This window comes from Brachybacterium sp. SYSU DS0246 (assembly GCF_059391765.1).
The window spans coordinates 1-17,116 of record NZ_JBZXYT010000045.1 but is presented as its reverse complement, the minus strand read 5'-3'; the positions used below and the strand labels follow the sequence as shown (position 1 = coordinate 17,116).

Here is a 17,116-nt window from a genome sequence, read left to right as displayed (position 1 = left end):
TGCTGTGCCAGTCCAGGGTGGCCACGGAGACCATGATCATCACGGCGACCAGCGCTGCCATCGGGATCAGCCCGACGATGTCCCCCAGCACGATGACCAGGATCAGCAGGAAGACGCCCGCGAGGAACGTCGAGATCCGGGTGCGGGCCCCGGACTGCTTCACGTTGATCATGGTCTGGCCGATCATGGCGCAGCCGCCCATGCCTCCGAAGAAGCCGGTGACGACGTTCGCCACGCCCTGCCCCCAGGATTCGCGGGCCTTGTTCGAGTGGGTGTCGGTGACGTCGTCGACCAGCTTTGCGGTCATCAGCGACTCCATGATGCCCACGACGGCCATGGCGAGGGCGAAGGGAGCGATGATCTCCAGCGTCTCGAAGGTCAGTGGGACGTCGGGGATGAACAAGGCCGGCAGCGACTCGGGCAGCTCACCCTGATCGGAGACGTTGGGCAGCTTCAGCCCTCCGGCCACGACGACGATCGTCAACAGCACAATGGCGATCAGCGGCGCGGGGACGATGGTGGTCACGCGAGGAACCAGCACCATGATCGCGATACCGGCGAGCACCAGCGGGTAGACGATCCAGGGGATGCCGTCACCGAACAGGTGAGGAAGCTGAGCGGTGAAGATCAGGATCGCCAGCGCGTTGACGAAGCCGGTCATGACGCTGCGGGGGATGAACCGCATGAGCTTGGCGACGCCGAGCACGGCGAGCACGATCTGGAACACGCCGGCGAGGATCACGGTCGCGATGAAGTAGTCCATCCCGTAGTCGTGCGCGACAGGTGCGATCACCAGGGCGATGGCCCCGGTTGCGGCAGAGATCATCGCGGGGCGGCCGCCGACGATCGAGATCGTCACCGCCATCGTGAAGGAGGCGAACAGACCCACCTGCGGCGGGACGCCGGCGAGGATGGAGAAGGAGATCGCCTCGGGAATCAGGGCGAGGGCGACGACGAGCCCGGCGAGGATCTCGCTCTTGAGCTGACGCGGGTTGCGCAGGGCCGAGCGGACGGAGTCCGGCTGCTCCTGCGAATGCTGGTGGGTCACCGCCGGCGGGACGGCCGGCGACACGGTCGGTGTGGTGGTCATGGGGATCCTTGGGATGTCAGGGACGGACCCCCGGCCACGGAGCGCACCGCGCGGAGGCCCCGATTGCCAACCATGACGTTACGTGAAGGTTGGGCGTCGCGCGTAGCCGAGGCGACGTGGCTCACATCGCGGGCGGTGAGGACGGCCGCAGGTTCACAGCCAGCCGCGTCCTCGCCAGTCGCCGAGTGCGTTCTGCACCGTCGTGCGGCCTTCGCTGCCCGCTGGGTAGGTGCGCTCGAGCCATACTGTCTCGAGCGATTCGACGTCCAGGGAGCTCAGGCGCGTCCCCGGTCCCAGGTGCTGCCCGAGCAGGAGCATCGCGGTGGAGTCGGGTGCCCGGGCGCTTTCGAGGAACGCGGTGATCGCCTGGCGGACGGTCGGATCGCTGAGCTCTGGGCGTTCGGTGTCGGCACGTGCGGCGGGTGACCGCCCGGATGCCGGCGGCGAAGCGGACCCAGCCGGCGCGGCACCGCTCAGTGGGGCCGGAGCGGACGTCGACGGCTTCGCGGGCGCCGACGAATCGGAATCGTCCGCCGAGCCGCGGCCCGGATCGTCGCTCGTGGATCGGCGCCGCGGCGAGGATGCCGGGGGCTCGGCATCGCCGTGGAGGAAGCGCGAACGGTACTGGTCGTGGACGACCATGCCGCGGCCGGCTGCGTAGGCGATCTCTTCGCTGTCGCAGCGAGGGCACAGCCGGATCGAGCGTGCCCCGATCACGGAGCGGAGCGTCCCTCGTGGCGTGACCGTCAGATGCTGCTGGCATTCGACGAACTCCGACCCCTCGCAGATCCGACAGCGTCTTGGCCCTCGCGACCACGTCGCCGCACACGCCGTGCAGGTCAGAGTGAGCCCTCCAGCCTCGTCATGGTCAGCGGTGATCTGCCCGCCGCAGTGCGGACAGGCTGTCTCAGCCATCGTTCCCGGCCCTCCTCGTCGGGGGCATGCGCGCAGAGAATTCACGCAGGCGTTCGAGAAACTCATCGGCCATGGCGGCTTTCGCCGTCAGATCGGCACGACGCTCCGCCGCGACTCTCTCCAGGTCACGCAGGCGCTGCAGGTCCCCGTCGGTGGCGACGGACGCGGCGACCGCATCGGTGAGGGCGAGCAGGTCGTGCATCTCCTGGAGGCTGAACTCGAGCGGCTTCATCCGTCGGATCAGGAGCAGCCTCTGGACATCAACTTCTGTATAGAGGCGATACCCTCCATCGCTCCGCTGCGACGGGCTGACCAGTCCGATGTCATCGTAGTGGCGCAGGGTGCGCTGACTGAGCCCCGTGCGTTCGGCGACGACCCCGATGTGCATCACCTGCTGATCACGTCGTTTCTCACTCATCACGCCAGTCTGCCCGACAGGTCCGGTCTGCGCGCCATCAGAGCGAAGACGGCCACGGGCAACGGCGCGGCCGCTGCGACCAGCAACGGGACGGTGTAGTTGCCGGTTTGCCCCTCGATGGCCGCGAACACGAGCGGGCCCAACGCGGTCGACCCGACGGCGACGGATGAGACCACTCCGCGGATGGCCCCCATGTGCGTGGTCCCGAACGTGGCGGCGACGGTCACGATCTCGACGGTGCGCGCGACCGCGCCGGCGGCGCCGATGGCCAATCCGTACGCCACGGCGCTCCACCCCGGGTCGACGACGGTGCCCCAGGTGAACGCGACGGTATGCAGAAGCATGCCGGCTACCATCAGCACGCGCGGGCTGACCAGCTCGGTGAGCCGGCCGACGAGCAGGGTCGCGGCGATACCGGCGACGGCCTGCGGCACGAACGTCGCGGCGGCGGCCGTACTGGAGAGCCCGCGCTGCTGAAGGATGTCGAACTGATGGAACATGGCGGCGGTGGTGAACATGCCTGAGACTGCGACCGTGCTGACCAGCACCCAGAACCACGGCTCGCGCATCGCCTCGCCACGGGTGAAGTCGCGCCCGGCCGTGCTGGCTTCCTCGCCAGGATCAGGTGTGGGCGGGACGGGCGGGTGGTCGCGCACCACGAACAGCGACAGCGGCACCACGATCACGGCTACGGCCAGGCCCGCCACGATCCAGGTGGAGCGCCATCCCGCCTGCACCAGGAACGTCTCCAGCCCGAGGGGTGCGAGGGAGATCCCCGCGGACCCGGCTGCGGAGACGAAACCCAGGACCGTGCCGCGATTGCGTGTGTACCACCGGGCTGAGAACGTCACCGCGGTCAGGCCGAGCGCCCCCTGACCGAGAGACCTGATCAGCATGTACCCGACGGTCACGGTCCAGACATCGCGCACCAGGGACATCCCGACCAGGGCCAGCGTGAATCCGACCGCGATGAGGAGCATCGCTCGGCGCACTCCGACCCGGTCCACCCAGCGCCCGATCCACGGCAGCACGGCGGCGCCGAACAGAGTGCCGACGAGATAGGCCGTGGAGATGTGCTCGCGGGGGACGTCGAGATCCTCGACCATCGGCCCGATGAAGACCGAGACCCCTGCCGTCTGCCCGGGAGCCGTCGCGCACATCACCAGGGCGGCCACAGCGGCCATCGACCAGCCGGCGAGACCTCGAGAAGGTCCGGTCCACGGAGCCCCGCGCTTCCTGAGCAGGATCACAGCGCTTCCCTTCACGTCACCGGATACTGCATTTCGTTTCAGCCTCTCACGACTCTCTCGGCGCGCACGACGAGACAGGTCAGCCCCGCCTGCCGCACGCCGGGGTCAGGCGCGGAGCGGGCGGAGCCAACCGACGGCGTCGCCCTCGGAGACGCCTCGCCGAGGCGACACCCATGAAGTCTACCCTGACGTGAGCGTAGAGTGACCGTGATGGACACCGATCTGAACCCCACGGCATCCCCGCCCCGGGCCCTCGATGAAGCGATGCGGCGCAGAACCTTCGCGGTGATCTCCCACCCGGACGCCGGCAAGTCGACGTTGACCGAGGCACTGGCGCTGCACGCCCACCTCGTCGAGGAGGCCGGCGTGACTCATGGCAAGGCGAGCCGGGCCGCGAGCATCTCCGACTGGGGCGAGGTCGAACGGGAGCGCGGGATCTCGATCAGCTCGACGGCCCTGCGGTTCACCTACCACGACGTGGTCTTCAACCTGCTCGACACCCCCGGTCACTCGGACTTCTCCGAGGACACCTATCGGGTGCTCACGGCCGTGGACTCCGCCGTCATGCTGCTCGATGCCGCCAAGGGCATGGAAGCCCAGACCCGAAAGCTGTTCGAGGCATGCCGCCGCCTCCACCTGCCCGTCGTAACCGTGATCAACAAATGGGACCGGCCAGGGCTCGAGGCCCTCGAGCTGTTCGACGACATCGAAAGGGCGACCGGCCGCACCCCGGTAGCGGTGAACTGGCCCGTGGGCTACGCCGGCCGCTTCCAGGGACTGATGGAGCCCGGCGCCGCCGCATATACACGTCACGAGGTCGTGAGCTCGGGCGCCCGCATGGCACATGAGGAGCTCGTCGAAGGCTCCGCGGATCCGGATCTCGAGGAGGGCCTGTGGTCGGAAGCAGCCGAAGGCGCCGGAATCGCCGCCGAGCTCAACGGCAGGTTCGCCAGCGACTCCTTCCTCGCGGGTGACCAGACTCCCGTCCTGTTCACGGCCGCGGCCGGGAACATCGGGGTACGAGCCCTCCTGGACTTCCTCGTCGCACATGCCCCGCCTCCGCACCCGTGGACGGACGGGAACGGCCGTCCGAGGCCGCTGGACTCCGAGTTCTCCGGTTACGTCTTCAAGATCTAGGCGGGGATGAACCCCGCTCACCGGGATCAGGTGGCCTTCGTCCGGGTCGTCTCAGGGCTCTTCGCACGAGGGATCGACCTGCGACATGCGCAGACGGGACGCCCGGTCTCCTCGAAGTACGCGCATCACCTGGTAGGACGAGGGCGAGAGTCCGCCTCCGCCTCGTGGCCCGGCGATATGATCGGCTTCGTCAACATCACCGGGCTGCGCGTGGGAGACTCGATCTACGGCGGTCCCGCCGTGACCTTCCCCGGCATGCCGCGGTTCGATCCCGAACGTTTCCGTGTCGCACGGAACCTCGACGCCGCACGGCATAAACGCTTCACCAAAGGCCTCATCCAGCTCGAGGAGGAGGGCACGGTCCAAGTGCTGCGAGACGTGAACGGCAGTCCCGGCGGCCCGGTCCTGGCAGCCGTCGGTGAGCTGCAGTTCGATGTCACCGTCGAGCGGATGCGTCGCGAGTTCGGTGTGGAGATTGCTGTCGACGCGCCGATGCCCTACGACCGCTCGACGCCGTTCCCACGCTCAGCGGTCGATTCGGTCTCCGCACTCCACGGCGTCGAAGTCCTGTACCGACCCGACGGCCACCCGGTCGCCTTGTTCCAGAATCGCTGGACGTTCGCGCGCGTGCAGGAGAAGCTCCCCGACGCCTTCCCCCAGGCGAGCGTGCGGTCCTGACCATGTCAAGAGCGTCCGGCCCCCTCGGACTGCGCCCGCAGCGTGGCCCGCGAGTGAGCCTCACCGAGGGCGAACCCTGACGCGCTGGTAGACTCGTCCCTCCGCACGGAAAGGTGGGCTGATGTCGCAGCAGGAGCAGAGCCGCATGATGCACATCGGTGAGGTCGCCGAGCGCACAGGGCTGTCCCTGCGGACCATCCGCCACTACGACGAGGTCGGATTGCTCCCGCCGTCGGGTCGTACCGAAGGCGGGTTCCGTCTCTACACGGAGGACGACGTGGAGCGGCTGACACACATCCGGCGGATAGCACCCCTGGGCTTCACGCTCGAAGAGACCACCGACATCCTGCGGCTGCTCCACGGTGAGCCCAGCGACACTGACCCGGCCGATTACCTGGCTCGAGCTCGCGAAGCGCGTGAGAAGCTGGCCCGCAAGCTGCGCCAGGCCGACGAGCTGATCGCTGACCTGAATTCGCGCAGCCAGGCCTGACCAGCCTGCCCGATCCGGACGACGCGACGGGCCGCCGGCTGGATCGTGCCCTGATCCGCTCGACCCCCGACACAGAACAGCGCCCGTCGGCCCCTCTGCTCGAGGCCGGCGGGCGCTGTGGCGTGGGGACGGCTCGGATCGCCGCCGGACGGATCAGATGACCGTCTTGCCCTCCTTGCGGGCGGCACGGATGTCCTTGAGGAAGCCGCGGACGACGGCGAACAGGACGCCGGCGACGATCACGGGCCACATGAGCACGTAGAGGGTCAGGGCTGCAGCCATGGCTGTGTCTCCTTCCAGGGGTGGAGGTCGGGCGCGGCGGGGCGCGCAGCCCCGCCGCGGGGATGGTCGGTCAGTCGCGCGAGGGGACGGCGTCGAGGGACGGCCCCTCCCCGTCGTCGGCCGGCGCACTGGCGTCGGCTGCCTCGTCCTCGTGGTCGAAGTCCCCGGTGACGTCCCGGATCACCGAGAAGTCGAAATCCCGGCCGGAGCGGAAGCTCATCAGATAGCAGACCAGGAACGAGACCGAGTAGGCCACGAGCGAGCCGCTGAGGGTCTCGTAGTCGCGGAAGAAGCCGAACCCGAGCGGCAGCAGGGCGATGGTGGCGACGGCCCCGGTGACCAGCGCAGGGCGCAGCCCGAAGAAACCGAAGGCCATGATGCCGAGCACCACGCCGACGCCGAGGATGGCGAGCAGCTCCACCACCAGCGCCCAGGCGCCGGTCAGCGGGATCCACTGGAAGCGCACGGGCAGGAACACCACGAGCGCGGCGATCACCGAGACGGTGAAGGCGGAGTTGGTGACCTTCTGCCAGTAGAAGGAGGCGATCACCGGGAACACCAGGCAGCCCCACAGGGCGCCGACGAACACCAGCAGGTCCAGGATGTTGAACTTCGCGGTGGCGAAGTACAGCGCGGCGCCGGTGGCCACGATCATGGTCGCGCGACCGATGAACACCATCGTGCGGGGATTGGCTTTGTCGCGGCCGACGGACTGGCCGTACATGTCGGCCATGACGATGGAGCTCAGCGCCGAGAGGTCCGAGTCCGCCGTCGAGGACAGCGAGCCGATGATCATCACGAAGGCGATGGCGACCAGGATCAGGGGCAGGTAGCTGCCGACCATCTGCGGCATGAGGTTGTTGACGTCGCCGTCCATGGGCGAGATGCCCAGGTACAGGGCCATCACGCCGAGCATGCCCACGCCGATCACGGTGCCGCCGTAGCCGATGGTGGCCGTGATGAAGGTGGGCTTGATGAGGTCCTCGCGCACGGCGAAGAGCCGCTGGGCGATGGTCTGGTTGCCGATCGCGTAGGCGAGCACGGCGGCGATGTACGGGGCGCCCTGGTTCATGAACGCGTCCGAGGAGAAGAAGTTGCCCTGCTCCGGGGTGACGTGACCGGCCTCGACGCCCTCGGTGAACATCGAGGGCCCGCCGGCGACGAAGAACACCGCCGGGATGATCACGACGGCGGCGCCGAGCATCGCCACCACCTGCGCGAAGTCCGTCAGCACCGAGGCGCGGAAGCCGGACCACAGCGTGTACAGCAGCACACCGGCGGCGACGATGAGGATGCCGACCCCGAAGCTGAGCGGCGAGAGCATCGCGATCAGCGCACCACCGGCGATGAAGTTGGAGGTCAGGGAGATGACCGAGCCGAGCACGTTGGAGCCGGCGAGCATCAGCTGCGAGGAGCGCCCGTGGCGGGCGTACATGACCTCGGCGAGCGTGTGCGCCTTGGGCGCGACCTTCCGGATCCGCTTGCCGAAGGGGTAGATGAACAGGATCATCAAGGCGCCCCACAGCCCGTAGTGGATGGGGCCCGAGACGCCGTAGGTGTAGCCGGCGGTGACCGAGGCGTACATCGAGGACGCCCAGATCCAGGTGGCGGTCATCGAGGCGGCCGAGACGCCGAAGCCGATGCGGTTGCCGGCGGTCATGTAGCCGTCGGCGTTCTCCTTCTTGCGGGAGATCGTCACGGACATCCACATCGTGCCGCCATAGAACAGCAGCAGCAGGACGAGGATTCCGACGGTTCCGAGCTGGGAGATGTCGCCTGGGGCGGGCGGCATGCAGGGTCCTTTCGTCGCAGCAGTACGGGCACTTCGCGCCGGTCCGTCCGCGAGACCCACGAGTCGTGGGCGCGGGCGTGCTCGGGTCGCAGTGATTCCCCACGGCGGGCCGACCGGCGTTCGACCCCTGCGCGTGCGCCGTCCGACATCGACCCGGGCGATGCCACGCATCTGCTCCGGGGACGTGAACACGGAGGCCGCGGCGGGACCTGTGCCTCTTCCGAGGCGCGATCCCGCACGTCACTTCACGCTGGGGGCCGCATAGATCCTCGCACAACGGCTCCCCCATAGCCACCTGAATGATCACTGGAGGGTAACAACCAGCAGGTCATGGCGCTGAAAGTAGTTGTCCGACAAACGGACACCCGACGATCCGGACCCCCGCTGTGCAACTCTATCCATCCGGTGCATACCCGGCGAGCAACTTGCCGACGCCCTGCCCGCGTCCCCGCATGCCTGCCACAGTCCCCGCCTCGCCCTCTGCGCCCGCACTGCACCCCCAGCTGTCCCACCTGCACCTGGAGCACCCCTCTGCGCACCCCCAGGCTGCGCCCGCCTGCACCTGCAACTCCCCGTCTGAGCACCCCCTCGATAAGGCCGCTATGGGCCGCGCTGAACGGCCTCAACGAGGGGGTGCTCGAGGAGCCGAACGGCATGTTCGCCGTCACGACCCTCGATGCGCCGTCCTCATTCCGCGGCCGCGATACCCGGCGACGCCACGTTGCCCGCGGGCGCGGTGCCCCGCCGGTAATCTCGAGCCATGCCCCGCATCGCCATCGTCGTCACCGACGCCGGATTCCGCGTCGACACCGATCCCGAACGGGATGTCACGCCGCTGCTGGAGGCGCTGCTGCGATGCGGCGCCGAGGCGGAGCGCGCCATCTGGCACGATCCCGCGGTGGACTGGTCCTCCTACGACCTCGCCGTGATCCGTACGCCGTGGGACTACGTGCTGCGGGCCGAGGAGTTCGAGGCCTGGCTCGACCGGGCGGGCCGTCTGACGCGGGTGCTCAACGAACCGCAGCTGGTGCGCTGGAACATGGACAAGCGCTACCTCGCACAGCTCGACGCCGCAGGCGTACCGGTCGTGCCCACCACCTATCACCAGGATCTCGAGTCGTTCTCGTCGGCACTGACGGAGCTCGGGGCAACCGGGAGCACCGGAGCGCCGGGCCACGTGGTCGTGAAACCGGCAGTCGGCGCCGGCTCCCTCCATACCGGACTCTTCGCGCACGACGACCCGGCCGCTGCGGAGCTGGCCCGCGTGATCCTGGCCGAGGACGGCGTGGTGATGCTGCAGCCCGAGGTGCCCGAGCTGTCCGAGGGCCGGGAGAAGGCGCTCTACGTGGTCGACGGCCACGTCACGCACGCGATCGCGAAGGGCGCGCTGCTCGCCCGCGGGGGCGGCCTGCGCGGCGGGACCTACCAGGAGCGCCCCGTCGTGGTCGAGACCTCCACGCTCGAGCGGTCATTCGCCGAGCGGGTGCTGGCGGTCGTCTCGGAGGTCACCGGACTGGCCGCGCCGCTGTACGGGCGGATCGACACCGTCAATTCCGCGGAGCACGGGCTGGTGCTGTTGGAGGCCGAGCTCTTCGAGCCCTTCTTCAACCTCCACCTCGTCCCCGACGTCGCGGAGACCTTCGCCGAGGCGATCCTCGCGCGGGCGTGAGCCGCGGGCAACCAGGGGCAGGCCGAACCGCGCGGCAGCGGGTCGTGCGGGCCTGAACCGCGCCGTCATCCCACAGCGAACTCCCTACCGGCTGCGAGCCACCGGATCTATTCTCGATACACAAGCGCATCGAGGGAGGGAGATCGTGGGACGCAGCGTCGGGAACCTGGTCAAGACGGCGGCTCTGATCGGGCTGCTGTGGGGCGTGCTGCTGGCCGTGGGCTGGCTCATCGGTGGCAGCGCGCTGTGGATCTTCGCGCTGATCGGCCTGGTCGGGACCGCCATCAGCTTCTGGAACAGCGACAAGATCGCGATCCGCTCGATGCGGGCAGTCGAGGTCTCCGAGCACGAGGCTCCTGGCCTGCACCGGATCGTGCGCGAGCTGGCCGACCGGGCCGGCAAGCCCATGCCGCGCCTCTACATCTCCCCGGCCGCGCAGCCCAACGCGTTCGCCACCGGCCGCAGCCCGAGCCATGCCGCCGTGTGCTGCACGCAGGGCATCCTCCAGCTGCTGAGCGAACGGGAGCTGCGCGGAGTGCTGGGCCACGAGCTGATGCACGTCTACAACCGCGACATCCTCACCAGCTCGGTCTCCGCCGGCATCGCCGGGGTCATCACCTCCCTCGCACAGATGGCGCTGTGGTTCGGCGGTCGCGGGCGTGAGGGCGGCGGCGGGATCATCGGCGCGCTGCTGGCGATGATCCTGGCGCCGATCGCGGCGACGCTGATCCAGCTGGCCGTCTCCCGCACCCGCGAGTACGACGCGGACCACGACGGTGCCCGGCTGACGGGTGATCCGCAGGCGCTCGCCTCGGCGCTGGAGAAGATCTCCCGCGGTGTGCAGGCCCGGCCGCTGCCGCCGGAGCAGGAGCTCCAGGACAGCGCGCACATGATGATCGAGAACCCGTTCCGGGCCGGCGGCGGCCTCGGCCAGCTGTTCTCCACCCACCCGCCGACGGAGGAGCGGGTTGCCCGCCTGCGCCGGATGAGCGAGCGGGAGATACTCGGCGGCTGACAGCGTCGATCGGTCCGCTGGTCTCGGGGCTGCGACGGTCGATCGGTCCGCTGGTCTCGGCGCTGCGACGGTCGATCCACCCGCCGGCCTCAGCAGCGCGACATCCTCACGTCACGGCCCCTCGAACGTCTCCGGGTCGATCGGCCGCCGCGACCTGGGCAGGGAGGCGATCACGAGGCGGTAGGAGTCGGTCACCAGGTCCTCGAGCAGGGCGCGGTCCACGCTGGGATGCGCGCGCACGGTGATCCAGTGCCGTTTGTTCATGTGATAGCCGCGACCGATGCCGGCGATGTTCTCGCGCAGCATCCGCGCGTCGTCCGGGTCCGCCTTGAGCACCACGATCGGCTCGCGCTGCAGGAACGCGGCGAACAGAACCATCTTCCCGAGCGCCTTGATGACGTCGTACTCGGGCCCGAAGGGGTGCTCGAGCGCGGTCGCCGGCAGCGAGAGGGCACGCTGGATCGCCGTCTCGTGCAGGTCCTCTGGCTTCATGGCGCCGGGCTCTCCTCCTGCTGGTGCCGTCGGCCGTCCTGCGGGTGCGGCCGGCAGGATCAGGCCCAGTCGGCGGTGCGGTCCTTCAGCTCCCGGTAGGCGGCGAGCACCTCGGGGGTGGGCTCGGCCTCGAGAGTGCGGCTGCCGGTGACCTCCCACGCCGGGGGCTCCTCGGTGCCGGCGAGCGCCCAGGCGGCCTGGCGGGCGGCGCCGAGGGCCACGTACTCCGCTGCCGGGGCGACGGTGACGCCGCGGCCGAAGATGGCCGGGGCCAGCTGCTGGACGGCCTCGCTGCGGGCACCGCCGCCGATCAGCGTGATGCCCGCGGCGGTGGTGCCGGTGACCTCCTCCAGCGCCGTGATGCCGTCGGCCAGGGAGCACAGCAGGCCCTCGATGTAGGCGCGGGCGATGTCCTCGCGACTGGTCGAGGTGGACATCCCCGTGAGGGTTGCCCGGGCGTCGGGCCGATTCGGGGTGCGCTCGCCGTCGAAGTAGGGCAGCAGCGTCACGCCGTGGGCCCCGGGAACGCTGGCAAGGGCCAGCTGCGCCATCTCCTCGTGGGAGACGCCCAGCAGCGAACGGCCGGCCTCGAGGATCCGGGCGGCGTTGATGGTGGTGGCCATGGGCAGGAAGCGCCCGGTGGCGTCGGCGAATCCCGTGATCGAGCCGGTGGCGTCGTTGGGGCGGGCAGAGCTGACCATGGCGCACACGCCGGAGGTGCCGATGGAGACGGAGACATCGCCCTCGCCCTGGGAGAGGCCGAGGGCGGCGCCCATGTTGTCCCCGGTGCCGGCGGCGATCGCGGCGCCGGACGGAGTGCGGGCCATGACCTCCTGCGGGGTGCCGGGCAGCCGCGGCAGCTCGAGGGTGCGGCCGAGGGCGAGCTCGACGAGGTCGGGCTTCCATTCCTCGGTGCGGGTCGAGTAGTAGGCGGTGCCGGAGGCGTCGCCGCGGTCGGTGAACGCCTCTCCCCCGCCGGCGAGGTGACGGGAGACGTAGTCGTGGGGCAGCAGCACGCTGGCAGCCCGGCGGGCGCTGTCGGGTTCGTTGTCACGCACCCAGCGCAGCTTGGAGGCGGTGAAGGAGGCGACCATGAGGCTGCCGATCTCCTCGACGGAGGCCTCCGGCCCGCCCATCTCCTCGATCAGGGCCTCGGCCTGCGGGGCGGAGCGGGTGTCGTTCCACAGCAGCGCATCACGCACCACCTCGCCGCGCTCGTCCAGCAGCACCATGCCGTGCTGCTGGCCGCCGACGGCGACGGCCTCGGCGCGCTCCAGCAAGGGGCCCGCGGCCTCGTCGACCGCGTCGAGCCAGGCTCGCGGATCGACCTCGGTGCCGTCAGGGTGGGCGGCGCGGCGCTCCTCGAGGACGGCTCCGGTCTCGGCGTCGACGAGCACTGCTTTGGTCGCCTGGGTGGAGGAGTCGATTCCGAGAACGGAGGGGGCCATGAGGGGTCCTTTCCTGCGGCGATGGAGGCTGCGGCGGTGGAGGGTGCGACGGCGTGGAGCGAGGGCAGGGCACGGCGAGGGCGGCGCACGCAGCGATCCTACGTGCGCCGCCCCCGGCCGGTCAGACGGGTCGGCCGATCAGGCGCGGAAGCCCAGCAGGTGCTGCATGGCCAGCTGCTGGAGCCGCACGAAGCCGTAGTTGCGCTCACCGGCGGCATCGGCGTCGAAGTCCTCGTAGGTGGAACGGTCCGCGAGGACGTCCTGGAGGGACTCGCCCTCGCCGATGGTGGGCTCGGCCAGCTCGCCGATGCCGGAGTAGGCCAGCGCCTCCTGGACCTCGGAGTCCTGACGGAACGCGAGCGCGCGCTCCTTGAGCATCAGGTACATCTCCATGTTGGCCGCGGCGGAGTCGTACTGGCCCTGCTCGTGCTCGGTGCGCGAGGGCTTGAAGTCGAAGTGGCGGGCGCCCTCGTAGGCGCCGGGCTTGGACGGGAAGCCGTTCTCGAGCAGATCGACGGTGAAGAAGGCGCTGATCAGGTCGCCGTGGCCGAACACGAGGTCCTGGTCGTACATCGGGCCGTGCTGGCCGTTGAGGTCGATGTGGAACAGCTTGCCGGCCCACAGCGCCTGGGCGAGGCCGTGGGTGTAGTTCAGCGTGGCCATCTGCTCGTGGCCGGTCTCGGGGTTGATGCCCACGATGTCGCCGTGCTCGAGCTGCTCGATGAAGGCCAGCGCGTGGCCGACGGTGGGCAGGAAGATGTTGCCGCGGGGCTCGTTGGGCTTGGGCTCGAGGCCGATGCGGAGGTCGTAGCCCTTGTCCTTGATGTAGCCGGCGACGGTGTCGATGCCCTCGGCGTAGCGCTGCATCGCGGCCAGGAGGTCCTTGGACCCGTCGTACTCGGAGCCCTCGCGGCCGCCCCACATCACGAACGTCTTCGCGCCGAGCTCAGCGGCGAGGTCGACATTGGCCAGCACCTTGCGCAGGCCGAAGCGGCGCACGGAGCGGTCATTGGAGGTGAAGGCGCCGTCCTTGAAGACGGGGTGGGCGAAGGTGTCGGTGGTGACCATCTCGATCACCAGGCCGGTCTCGTCGGTGACCTTCTTCAGCTGATCCAGGACCCGCTGGCGCTCCTCGGGGGTGGCGTCGAAGGGGATCACGTCGTTGTCGTGGAACGTGAAGCCCCAGGCGCCCATGTCGGCGAGCTTGCGGACGTGCGCGGTCAGGTCCAGCGGCGGGCGGGTGGCGGCACCGAACTGGTCCTGGGCCTGCCAGCCGGTGGTCCACAGACCGAATGAGAACTTGTCGTCACGGGTGGGGGTGGGTGCGGTCATCGTGAGCGCTCCTTCATCGGATCATCGGGCGGACGGCAGGCCCGCCAGGGGTCGTCCCTACGGGATCGCGGCAGGCGTCTCGACCTGGTCGCCAATCCTTAGTAAGTTTCCGTTACTAATCTAGACGTGCGACGCTGTCCGGCACAAGTCGGAGCCCGGGCGGCCAGGAGGAGGAACCGCATGCAGTCGATGCACCTGCGCGAACACAACCTCTCGGAGATCCTGCGGGCGCTCGCCGAGGCCTCCTCCCCCACCTCGCGCGCCGGCCTGTCGAAGCTCACGCGGCTGACCAAGCCGACCGTCTCCAAGCTCGTCGAGGAACTGGTCGAGGCGCGTCTGGTCCAGGAGGACACTCCCCTCTCCTCCGGGTCCGGGCGCCCGATGGTTCCGCTGCAGCCGGCCGCCGGCACCCTGCTCGCCGTGGGGCTGGAGATCGCCGCCGACCGCATCTCCTGCCTCGGCATCGATCTGGCCGGCGGGACCGTCAGCACGTACACCGAGTACCTCCAGGTCACCGCCACGTCGGTGGATCAGGCGATCGAGGTCGCCGCGCAGCTCGTCGGCCGGGTCCGGGCCGACGCCGGTGCGCTGCCCGTGGTCGGGGTCGTGGTCGCCGTGCCCGGCCGCATCGCCCCGGACGACGGCCGCGTGCTCTCGGCCCCGAACCTCGACTGGACCGAGGTGCCCCTGGTCGGGCGCCTCCAGCAGCATCCCGAGCTGGCCGACCTGCCCGTGCGCGCGCAGAACGACAACCGGCTCTCGGTGCTCACCGAGATCGGCCACCGGCCCGGGGAGTCGTTCATCTACGTGCGCGGCTCCACGGGCGTCGGTGGGGCCGTGGTGCTCGGCGGATCCCTCCTGGACGGCGTGCACGGATGGGCCGGCGAGTTCGGGCACACCGTCGTCGCTCCCGGCGGGGCGCAGTGCCGCTGCGGCCGACGGGGATGCCTGGAGGCCTACGTCTCCTACCACTCGCTGCTGGAGCGCGCCGGGCTGGGGCAGGAGGTGCGCATCGAGGATCTCGTGGACGAGCTCTCGGCCCGCACCGACCGCGCCGAGGTGATCGGCATGATCGGCCGCTCCCTCGGGTTGGCGGTGGCCAATGCGCTGAACGTCCTGGACCTCTCGACGGTGGTGCTCTCGGGCTATCTCGCCCCGATCGCCGATGAGCTCGCCCCCGTGATCCGCGAGACCGTCGAGGCCCACGCACTCGCCGCCGAGGCCGGGCCCATCTCCATCGAACGCTCCGACGGGGTCACCGACCCCGCCCTGCGCGGCGCGGCACGGGCGGCGCTGCAGCCGGTGTTCGAGGCCCCCGGGCAGTGGATCGAGCGGATGGGCTGAGTCCTGTGGCGCAGCCTCGTCCTCAGCGTGAACGAGGCGATAAACGATCGGTAACATCGCGGAGAATCCATGGTCAGCTCAGCCGTGACGTCGCGAGACTCCTGGCAGGAGACGGAAAGTATCCGCTCTCCGGGAAGGACCCATCATGGAGCTCATCACCAACCTCCTCGAGACGATCCTCGGCCTCGTCGGCGGACTGCTCTGACGCCAACCGCTTCTGTCTATGGGGAGGTGCCACGGCACCTCCCCATAGGTGTGCGCGGGGCGGTCAGCCCGTCGGCTCCTCGCGCCACTTCTCGTCGGGCTGCCCGTTGACCTCCTCGTGGCCCTCGGGGACGTCGAAGCGCTGAGCGGTGAGGTCCCGTGGCAGGAGGGAGAATCCCTGCCAGTGCATCTCCATCGGTGACTGGTCCTCGTCGCGTGCGACATGGTGGAAGCCCACCGCGACCCAGGAGACCACGTCGTCCAGAGGGTCGTCGGCCCCGTTCGAGACGAAGTCGACGACTCCGTCCCCGCAGTCGCCGGAGTTCTTCACGGCGTAGAGCTGGCACTCGTCGGCGTTGGTGAAGGCGACGTCGTAGCCCAGATCCCCGTCGTGCTCGTGGGCATGCTCGTCGGCGTGGTCCTCCGCGGCCTGGCGCTCGTCGGCGAAGACGAAGGAGTCCGTGCCCGCGAGGTCGATCTCGTAGGAGATCGGGTGGCCGTCCTCGTTGGTGACCGACGGGTTCAGCACCCTCCACCAGCGCCTGTCCGTGGTCGAGGCGAGGGTCGGGGTCTCCAAGCGGGTGAGTGAGCCCTCCAGGACCGGGGATTCCTCACCGTCCTCCCCGGTCTCCTCGGCGTCGTACTGCTCGACCTGCATCCCGTCCCGGCCGCCGAGCGCCCAGTCCACCTTCCACACCGCGTTGTGCGAGTGGCTGGTGGCGTGCTCGTCCTCGCCCACGTCGCTGCCGTGCTCCTCGTCGGAGTAGTCCACGGGTGAGAGGTCCCCGGTGGCGCCGAGCTGGATGTCGATCGATCCGTCGGCGCCGAAGGTGTACTCGGTGAGGTACTCGTACCAGCCGACGCGGGAGACGGTGAACAGCTGCAGGTCGGTCTTGCGGGCGACCGCGGGGGCGACGCGGTCGCTGGAGTGATAGGAGACGCCGCCGTCGATCATGGTCGTGCACAGGACGTCGCGGGTCTCGCTCTCGCCGTAGGTGCCGTCACCGATCTTGGGCAGTTCCGCGGCGTGGATGTCGCCGGTGCAGGTCTCCTCGTCGATGGTCTTCATCTTCCGGCCGCCGAAGCCGGCCTCGGTGATGTCGTAGGTATTGCGTCCGCCGTCGTCGTAGGGCACCTCGAGCTGGGAGAGCGAGAGATCGGCGATGACGCTGATGGGCTCCCCGCCCGGGGGCGTGATGTGCACGTCGGACAGGACGAGCCCGAAGTCGGGGTGGATCGACCAGCACATCGACCAGGTCGCTCCGCTGGTGAGGGTCCGGCCCAGTTCCTGGCCGTCGCCGCAGTCCAGGTCGGCGAGAGCGTCCTGGTCGGTCTGCGGGGACTGCGGAGTCCCGTCGGCCTGTGCACGCGGGTCGTGATCGGAGCCGCTTCGTACGGCCCAGACGACCACCAGGATCCCGACCAGCACCATGGCCGCGGCCATCACGATGCTGCGCTTGCTCATGCGCCCTCCACCTCTGTCCGTACAGTTCTCAGGTCGGCGACCTGGCCGTCGCCCCGGCGGGTGACAGAAGTCCACGCCCGACATGCGAAGGGTGG

16 protein-coding genes are annotated in these 17,116 nt (G+C 69.6%); 6 read left to right on the top strand and 10 right to left on the bottom strand.

Annotated elements, in window-relative coordinates:
- The 4 genes from AC5020_RS16155 to AC5020_RS16140 all read right to left on the bottom strand — a co-directional run.
- Positions 1-1,090, bottom strand: a 1,090-nt coding sequence (locus AC5020_RS16155; RefSeq protein WP_464989023.1) for a SulP family inorganic anion transporter, incomplete at its 3' end; no start/stop codon positions are given.
- Positions 1,091-1,243: 153 nt separating this feature from the next.
- Positions 1,244-1,732 carry a hypothetical protein gene (locus AC5020_RS16150; protein WP_464989022.1) on the bottom strand — a complete coding sequence of 163 codons (489 nt, stop codon included), beginning with the start codon at positions 1,730-1,732 and terminating at the stop codon, positions 1,244-1,246.
- 265 nt (positions 1,733-1,997) lie between these two features.
- Entirely contained in the window at positions 1,998-2,423 is a 426-nt protein-coding gene (locus tag AC5020_RS16145; protein ID WP_464989021.1) for a MerR family transcriptional regulator, read from the bottom strand.
- Entirely contained in the window at positions 2,423-3,607 is a 1,185-nt protein-coding gene (locus tag AC5020_RS16140) for an MFS transporter (protein ID WP_464989020.1), read from the bottom strand. Before AC5020_RS16140 ends, AC5020_RS16145 begins: the two co-directional genes overlap by 1 nt.
- Before the next feature lie 276 nt (positions 3,608-3,883).
- On the opposite strand from AC5020_RS16140, the gene AC5020_RS16135 reads away from it, so the two are divergent.
- The 3 genes from AC5020_RS16135 to AC5020_RS16125 all read left to right on the top strand — a co-directional run bounded on the left by AC5020_RS16135 (position 3,884) and on the right by AC5020_RS16125 (position 5,978).
- Complete coding sequence (locus AC5020_RS16135) at positions 3,884-4,810, top strand: GTP-binding protein (protein WP_464989019.1); 927 nt, start codon at positions 3,884-3,886, stop codon at positions 4,808-4,810.
- A gap of 6 nt (positions 4,811-4,816) precedes the next feature.
- A complete protein-coding gene (locus AC5020_RS16130) occupies positions 4,817-5,488 on the top strand; it encodes a peptide chain release factor 3 (RefSeq protein ID WP_464989018.1) in 672 nt (223 codons plus the stop codon).
- Between the two features lie 121 nt (positions 5,489-5,609).
- Positions 5,610-5,978: a MerR family transcriptional regulator gene (locus tag AC5020_RS16125; protein WP_464989017.1), complete on the top strand. Its 369-nt coding sequence runs from the start codon at positions 5,610-5,612 to the stop codon at positions 5,976-5,978.
- 153 nt (positions 5,979-6,131) lie between these two features.
- Here the strand turns inward: AC5020_RS16125 and AC5020_RS16120 are convergent, their stop codons facing one another.
- Both AC5020_RS16120 and AC5020_RS16115 read right to left on the bottom strand, forming a co-directional pair.
- The gene (locus AC5020_RS16120) at positions 6,132-6,260 is read right to left on the bottom strand and encodes a putative transporter small subunit (protein ID WP_377018678.1); all 129 of its coding nucleotides are present in this window, start codon (positions 6,258-6,260) and stop codon (positions 6,132-6,134) included.
- A 70-nt stretch (positions 6,261-6,330) separates the two neighbouring features.
- Positions 6,331-8,052 carry a sodium:solute symporter family protein gene (locus AC5020_RS16115; RefSeq protein ID WP_464989016.1) on the bottom strand — a complete coding sequence of 574 codons (1,722 nt, stop codon included), beginning with the start codon at positions 8,050-8,052 and terminating at the stop codon, positions 6,331-6,333.
- 760 nt (positions 8,053-8,812) lie between these two features.
- On the opposite strand from AC5020_RS16115, the gene AC5020_RS16110 reads away from it, so the two are divergent.
- Positions 8,813-9,721 (top strand): ATP-grasp domain-containing protein, encoded by a 909-nt coding sequence (locus tag AC5020_RS16110; RefSeq protein WP_464989015.1) that lies wholly within the window; start codon positions 8,813-8,815, stop codon positions 9,719-9,721.
- A 145-nt stretch (positions 9,722-9,866) separates the two neighbouring features.
- Positions 9,867-10,736 carry a zinc metalloprotease HtpX gene (gene htpX, locus AC5020_RS16105; RefSeq protein WP_377018675.1) on the top strand — a complete coding sequence of 290 codons (870 nt, stop codon included), beginning with the start codon at positions 9,867-9,869 and terminating at the stop codon, positions 10,734-10,736.
- 111 nt (positions 10,737-10,847) lie between these two features.
- Here the strand turns inward: htpX and AC5020_RS16100 are convergent, their stop codons facing one another.
- From AC5020_RS16100 to xylA, 3 genes are all read right to left on the bottom strand, one after another.
- Positions 10,848-11,228 carry an MmcQ/YjbR family DNA-binding protein gene (locus AC5020_RS16100; RefSeq protein ID WP_464989014.1) on the bottom strand — a complete coding sequence of 127 codons (381 nt, stop codon included), beginning with the start codon at positions 11,226-11,228 and terminating at the stop codon, positions 10,848-10,850.
- 59 nt (positions 11,229-11,287) lie between these two features.
- Positions 11,288-12,676, bottom strand: a complete 1,389-nt coding sequence (gene xylB, locus AC5020_RS16095) for a xylulokinase (RefSeq protein WP_377792522.1) — start codon at positions 12,674-12,676, stop codon at positions 11,288-11,290.
- 138 nt (positions 12,677-12,814) lie between these two features.
- A complete protein-coding gene (xylA, locus tag AC5020_RS16090; protein WP_377018671.1) occupies positions 12,815-14,008 on the bottom strand; it encodes a xylose isomerase in 1,194 nt (397 codons plus the stop codon).
- 180 nt (positions 14,009-14,188) lie between these two features.
- Between xylA and AC5020_RS16085 the strand changes: the two genes are divergently transcribed.
- Complete coding sequence (locus tag AC5020_RS16085; RefSeq protein ID WP_377018670.1) at positions 14,189-15,352, top strand: ROK family transcriptional regulator; 1,164 nt, start codon at positions 14,189-14,191, stop codon at positions 15,350-15,352.
- A 268-nt stretch (positions 15,353-15,620) separates the two neighbouring features.
- Here AC5020_RS16085 and AC5020_RS16080 read toward each other — a convergent pair whose 3' ends face one another.
- Positions 15,621-17,021 (bottom strand): copper amine oxidase, encoded by a 1,401-nt coding sequence (locus AC5020_RS16080; protein ID WP_464989013.1) that lies wholly within the window; start codon positions 17,019-17,021, stop codon positions 15,621-15,623.
- Positions 17,022-17,116: the final 95 nt, after the last annotated feature.

Bases quoted from the DNA above. Each gene is read 5' to 3' on its own strand.
- AC5020_RS16150 (WP_464989022.1), bottom strand. From the start codon at position 1,732: ATGGTCGTCCACGACCAGTACCGTTCGCGCTTCCTCCACGGCGATGCC.
- AC5020_RS16145 (WP_464989021.1), bottom strand. From the start codon at position 2,423: ATGAGTGAGAAACGACGTGATCAGCAGGTGATGCACATCGGGGTCGTC.
- AC5020_RS16140 (WP_464989020.1), bottom strand. From the start codon at position 3,607: ATGGCCGCTGTGGCCGCCCTGGTGATGTGCGCGACGGCTCCCGGGCAG.
- AC5020_RS16135 (WP_464989019.1), top strand. From the start codon at position 3,884: ATGGACACCGATCTGAACCCCACGGCATCCCCGCCCCGGGCCCTCGAT.
- AC5020_RS16130 (WP_464989018.1), top strand. From the start codon at position 4,817: ATGAACCCCGCTCACCGGGATCAGGTGGCCTTCGTCCGGGTCGTCTCA.
- AC5020_RS16125 (WP_464989017.1), top strand. From the start codon at position 5,610: ATGTCGCAGCAGGAGCAGAGCCGCATGATGCACATCGGTGAGGTCGCC.
- AC5020_RS16120 (WP_377018678.1), bottom strand. From the start codon at position 6,260: ATGGCTGCAGCCCTGACCCTCTACGTGCTCATGTGGCCCGTGATCGTC.
- AC5020_RS16115 (WP_464989016.1), bottom strand. From the start codon at position 8,052: ATGCCGCCCGCCCCAGGCGACATCTCCCAGCTCGGAACCGTCGGAATC.
- AC5020_RS16110 (WP_464989015.1), top strand. From the start codon at position 8,813: ATGCCCCGCATCGCCATCGTCGTCACCGACGCCGGATTCCGCGTCGAC.
- AC5020_RS16100 (WP_464989014.1), bottom strand. From the start codon at position 11,228: ATGAAGCCAGAGGACCTGCACGAGACGGCGATCCAGCGTGCCCTCTCG.
- xylB (WP_377792522.1), bottom strand. From the start codon at position 12,676: ATGGCCCCCTCCGTTCTCGGAATCGACTCCTCCACCCAGGCGACCAAA.
- xylA (WP_377018671.1), bottom strand. From the start codon at position 14,008: ATGACCGCACCCACCCCCACCCGTGACGACAAGTTCTCATTCGGTCTG.
- AC5020_RS16085 (WP_377018670.1), top strand. From the start codon at position 14,189: ATGCAGTCGATGCACCTGCGCGAACACAACCTCTCGGAGATCCTGCGG.
- AC5020_RS16080 (WP_464989013.1), bottom strand. From the start codon at position 17,021: ATGAGCAAGCGCAGCATCGTGATGGCCGCGGCCATGGTGCTGGTCGGG.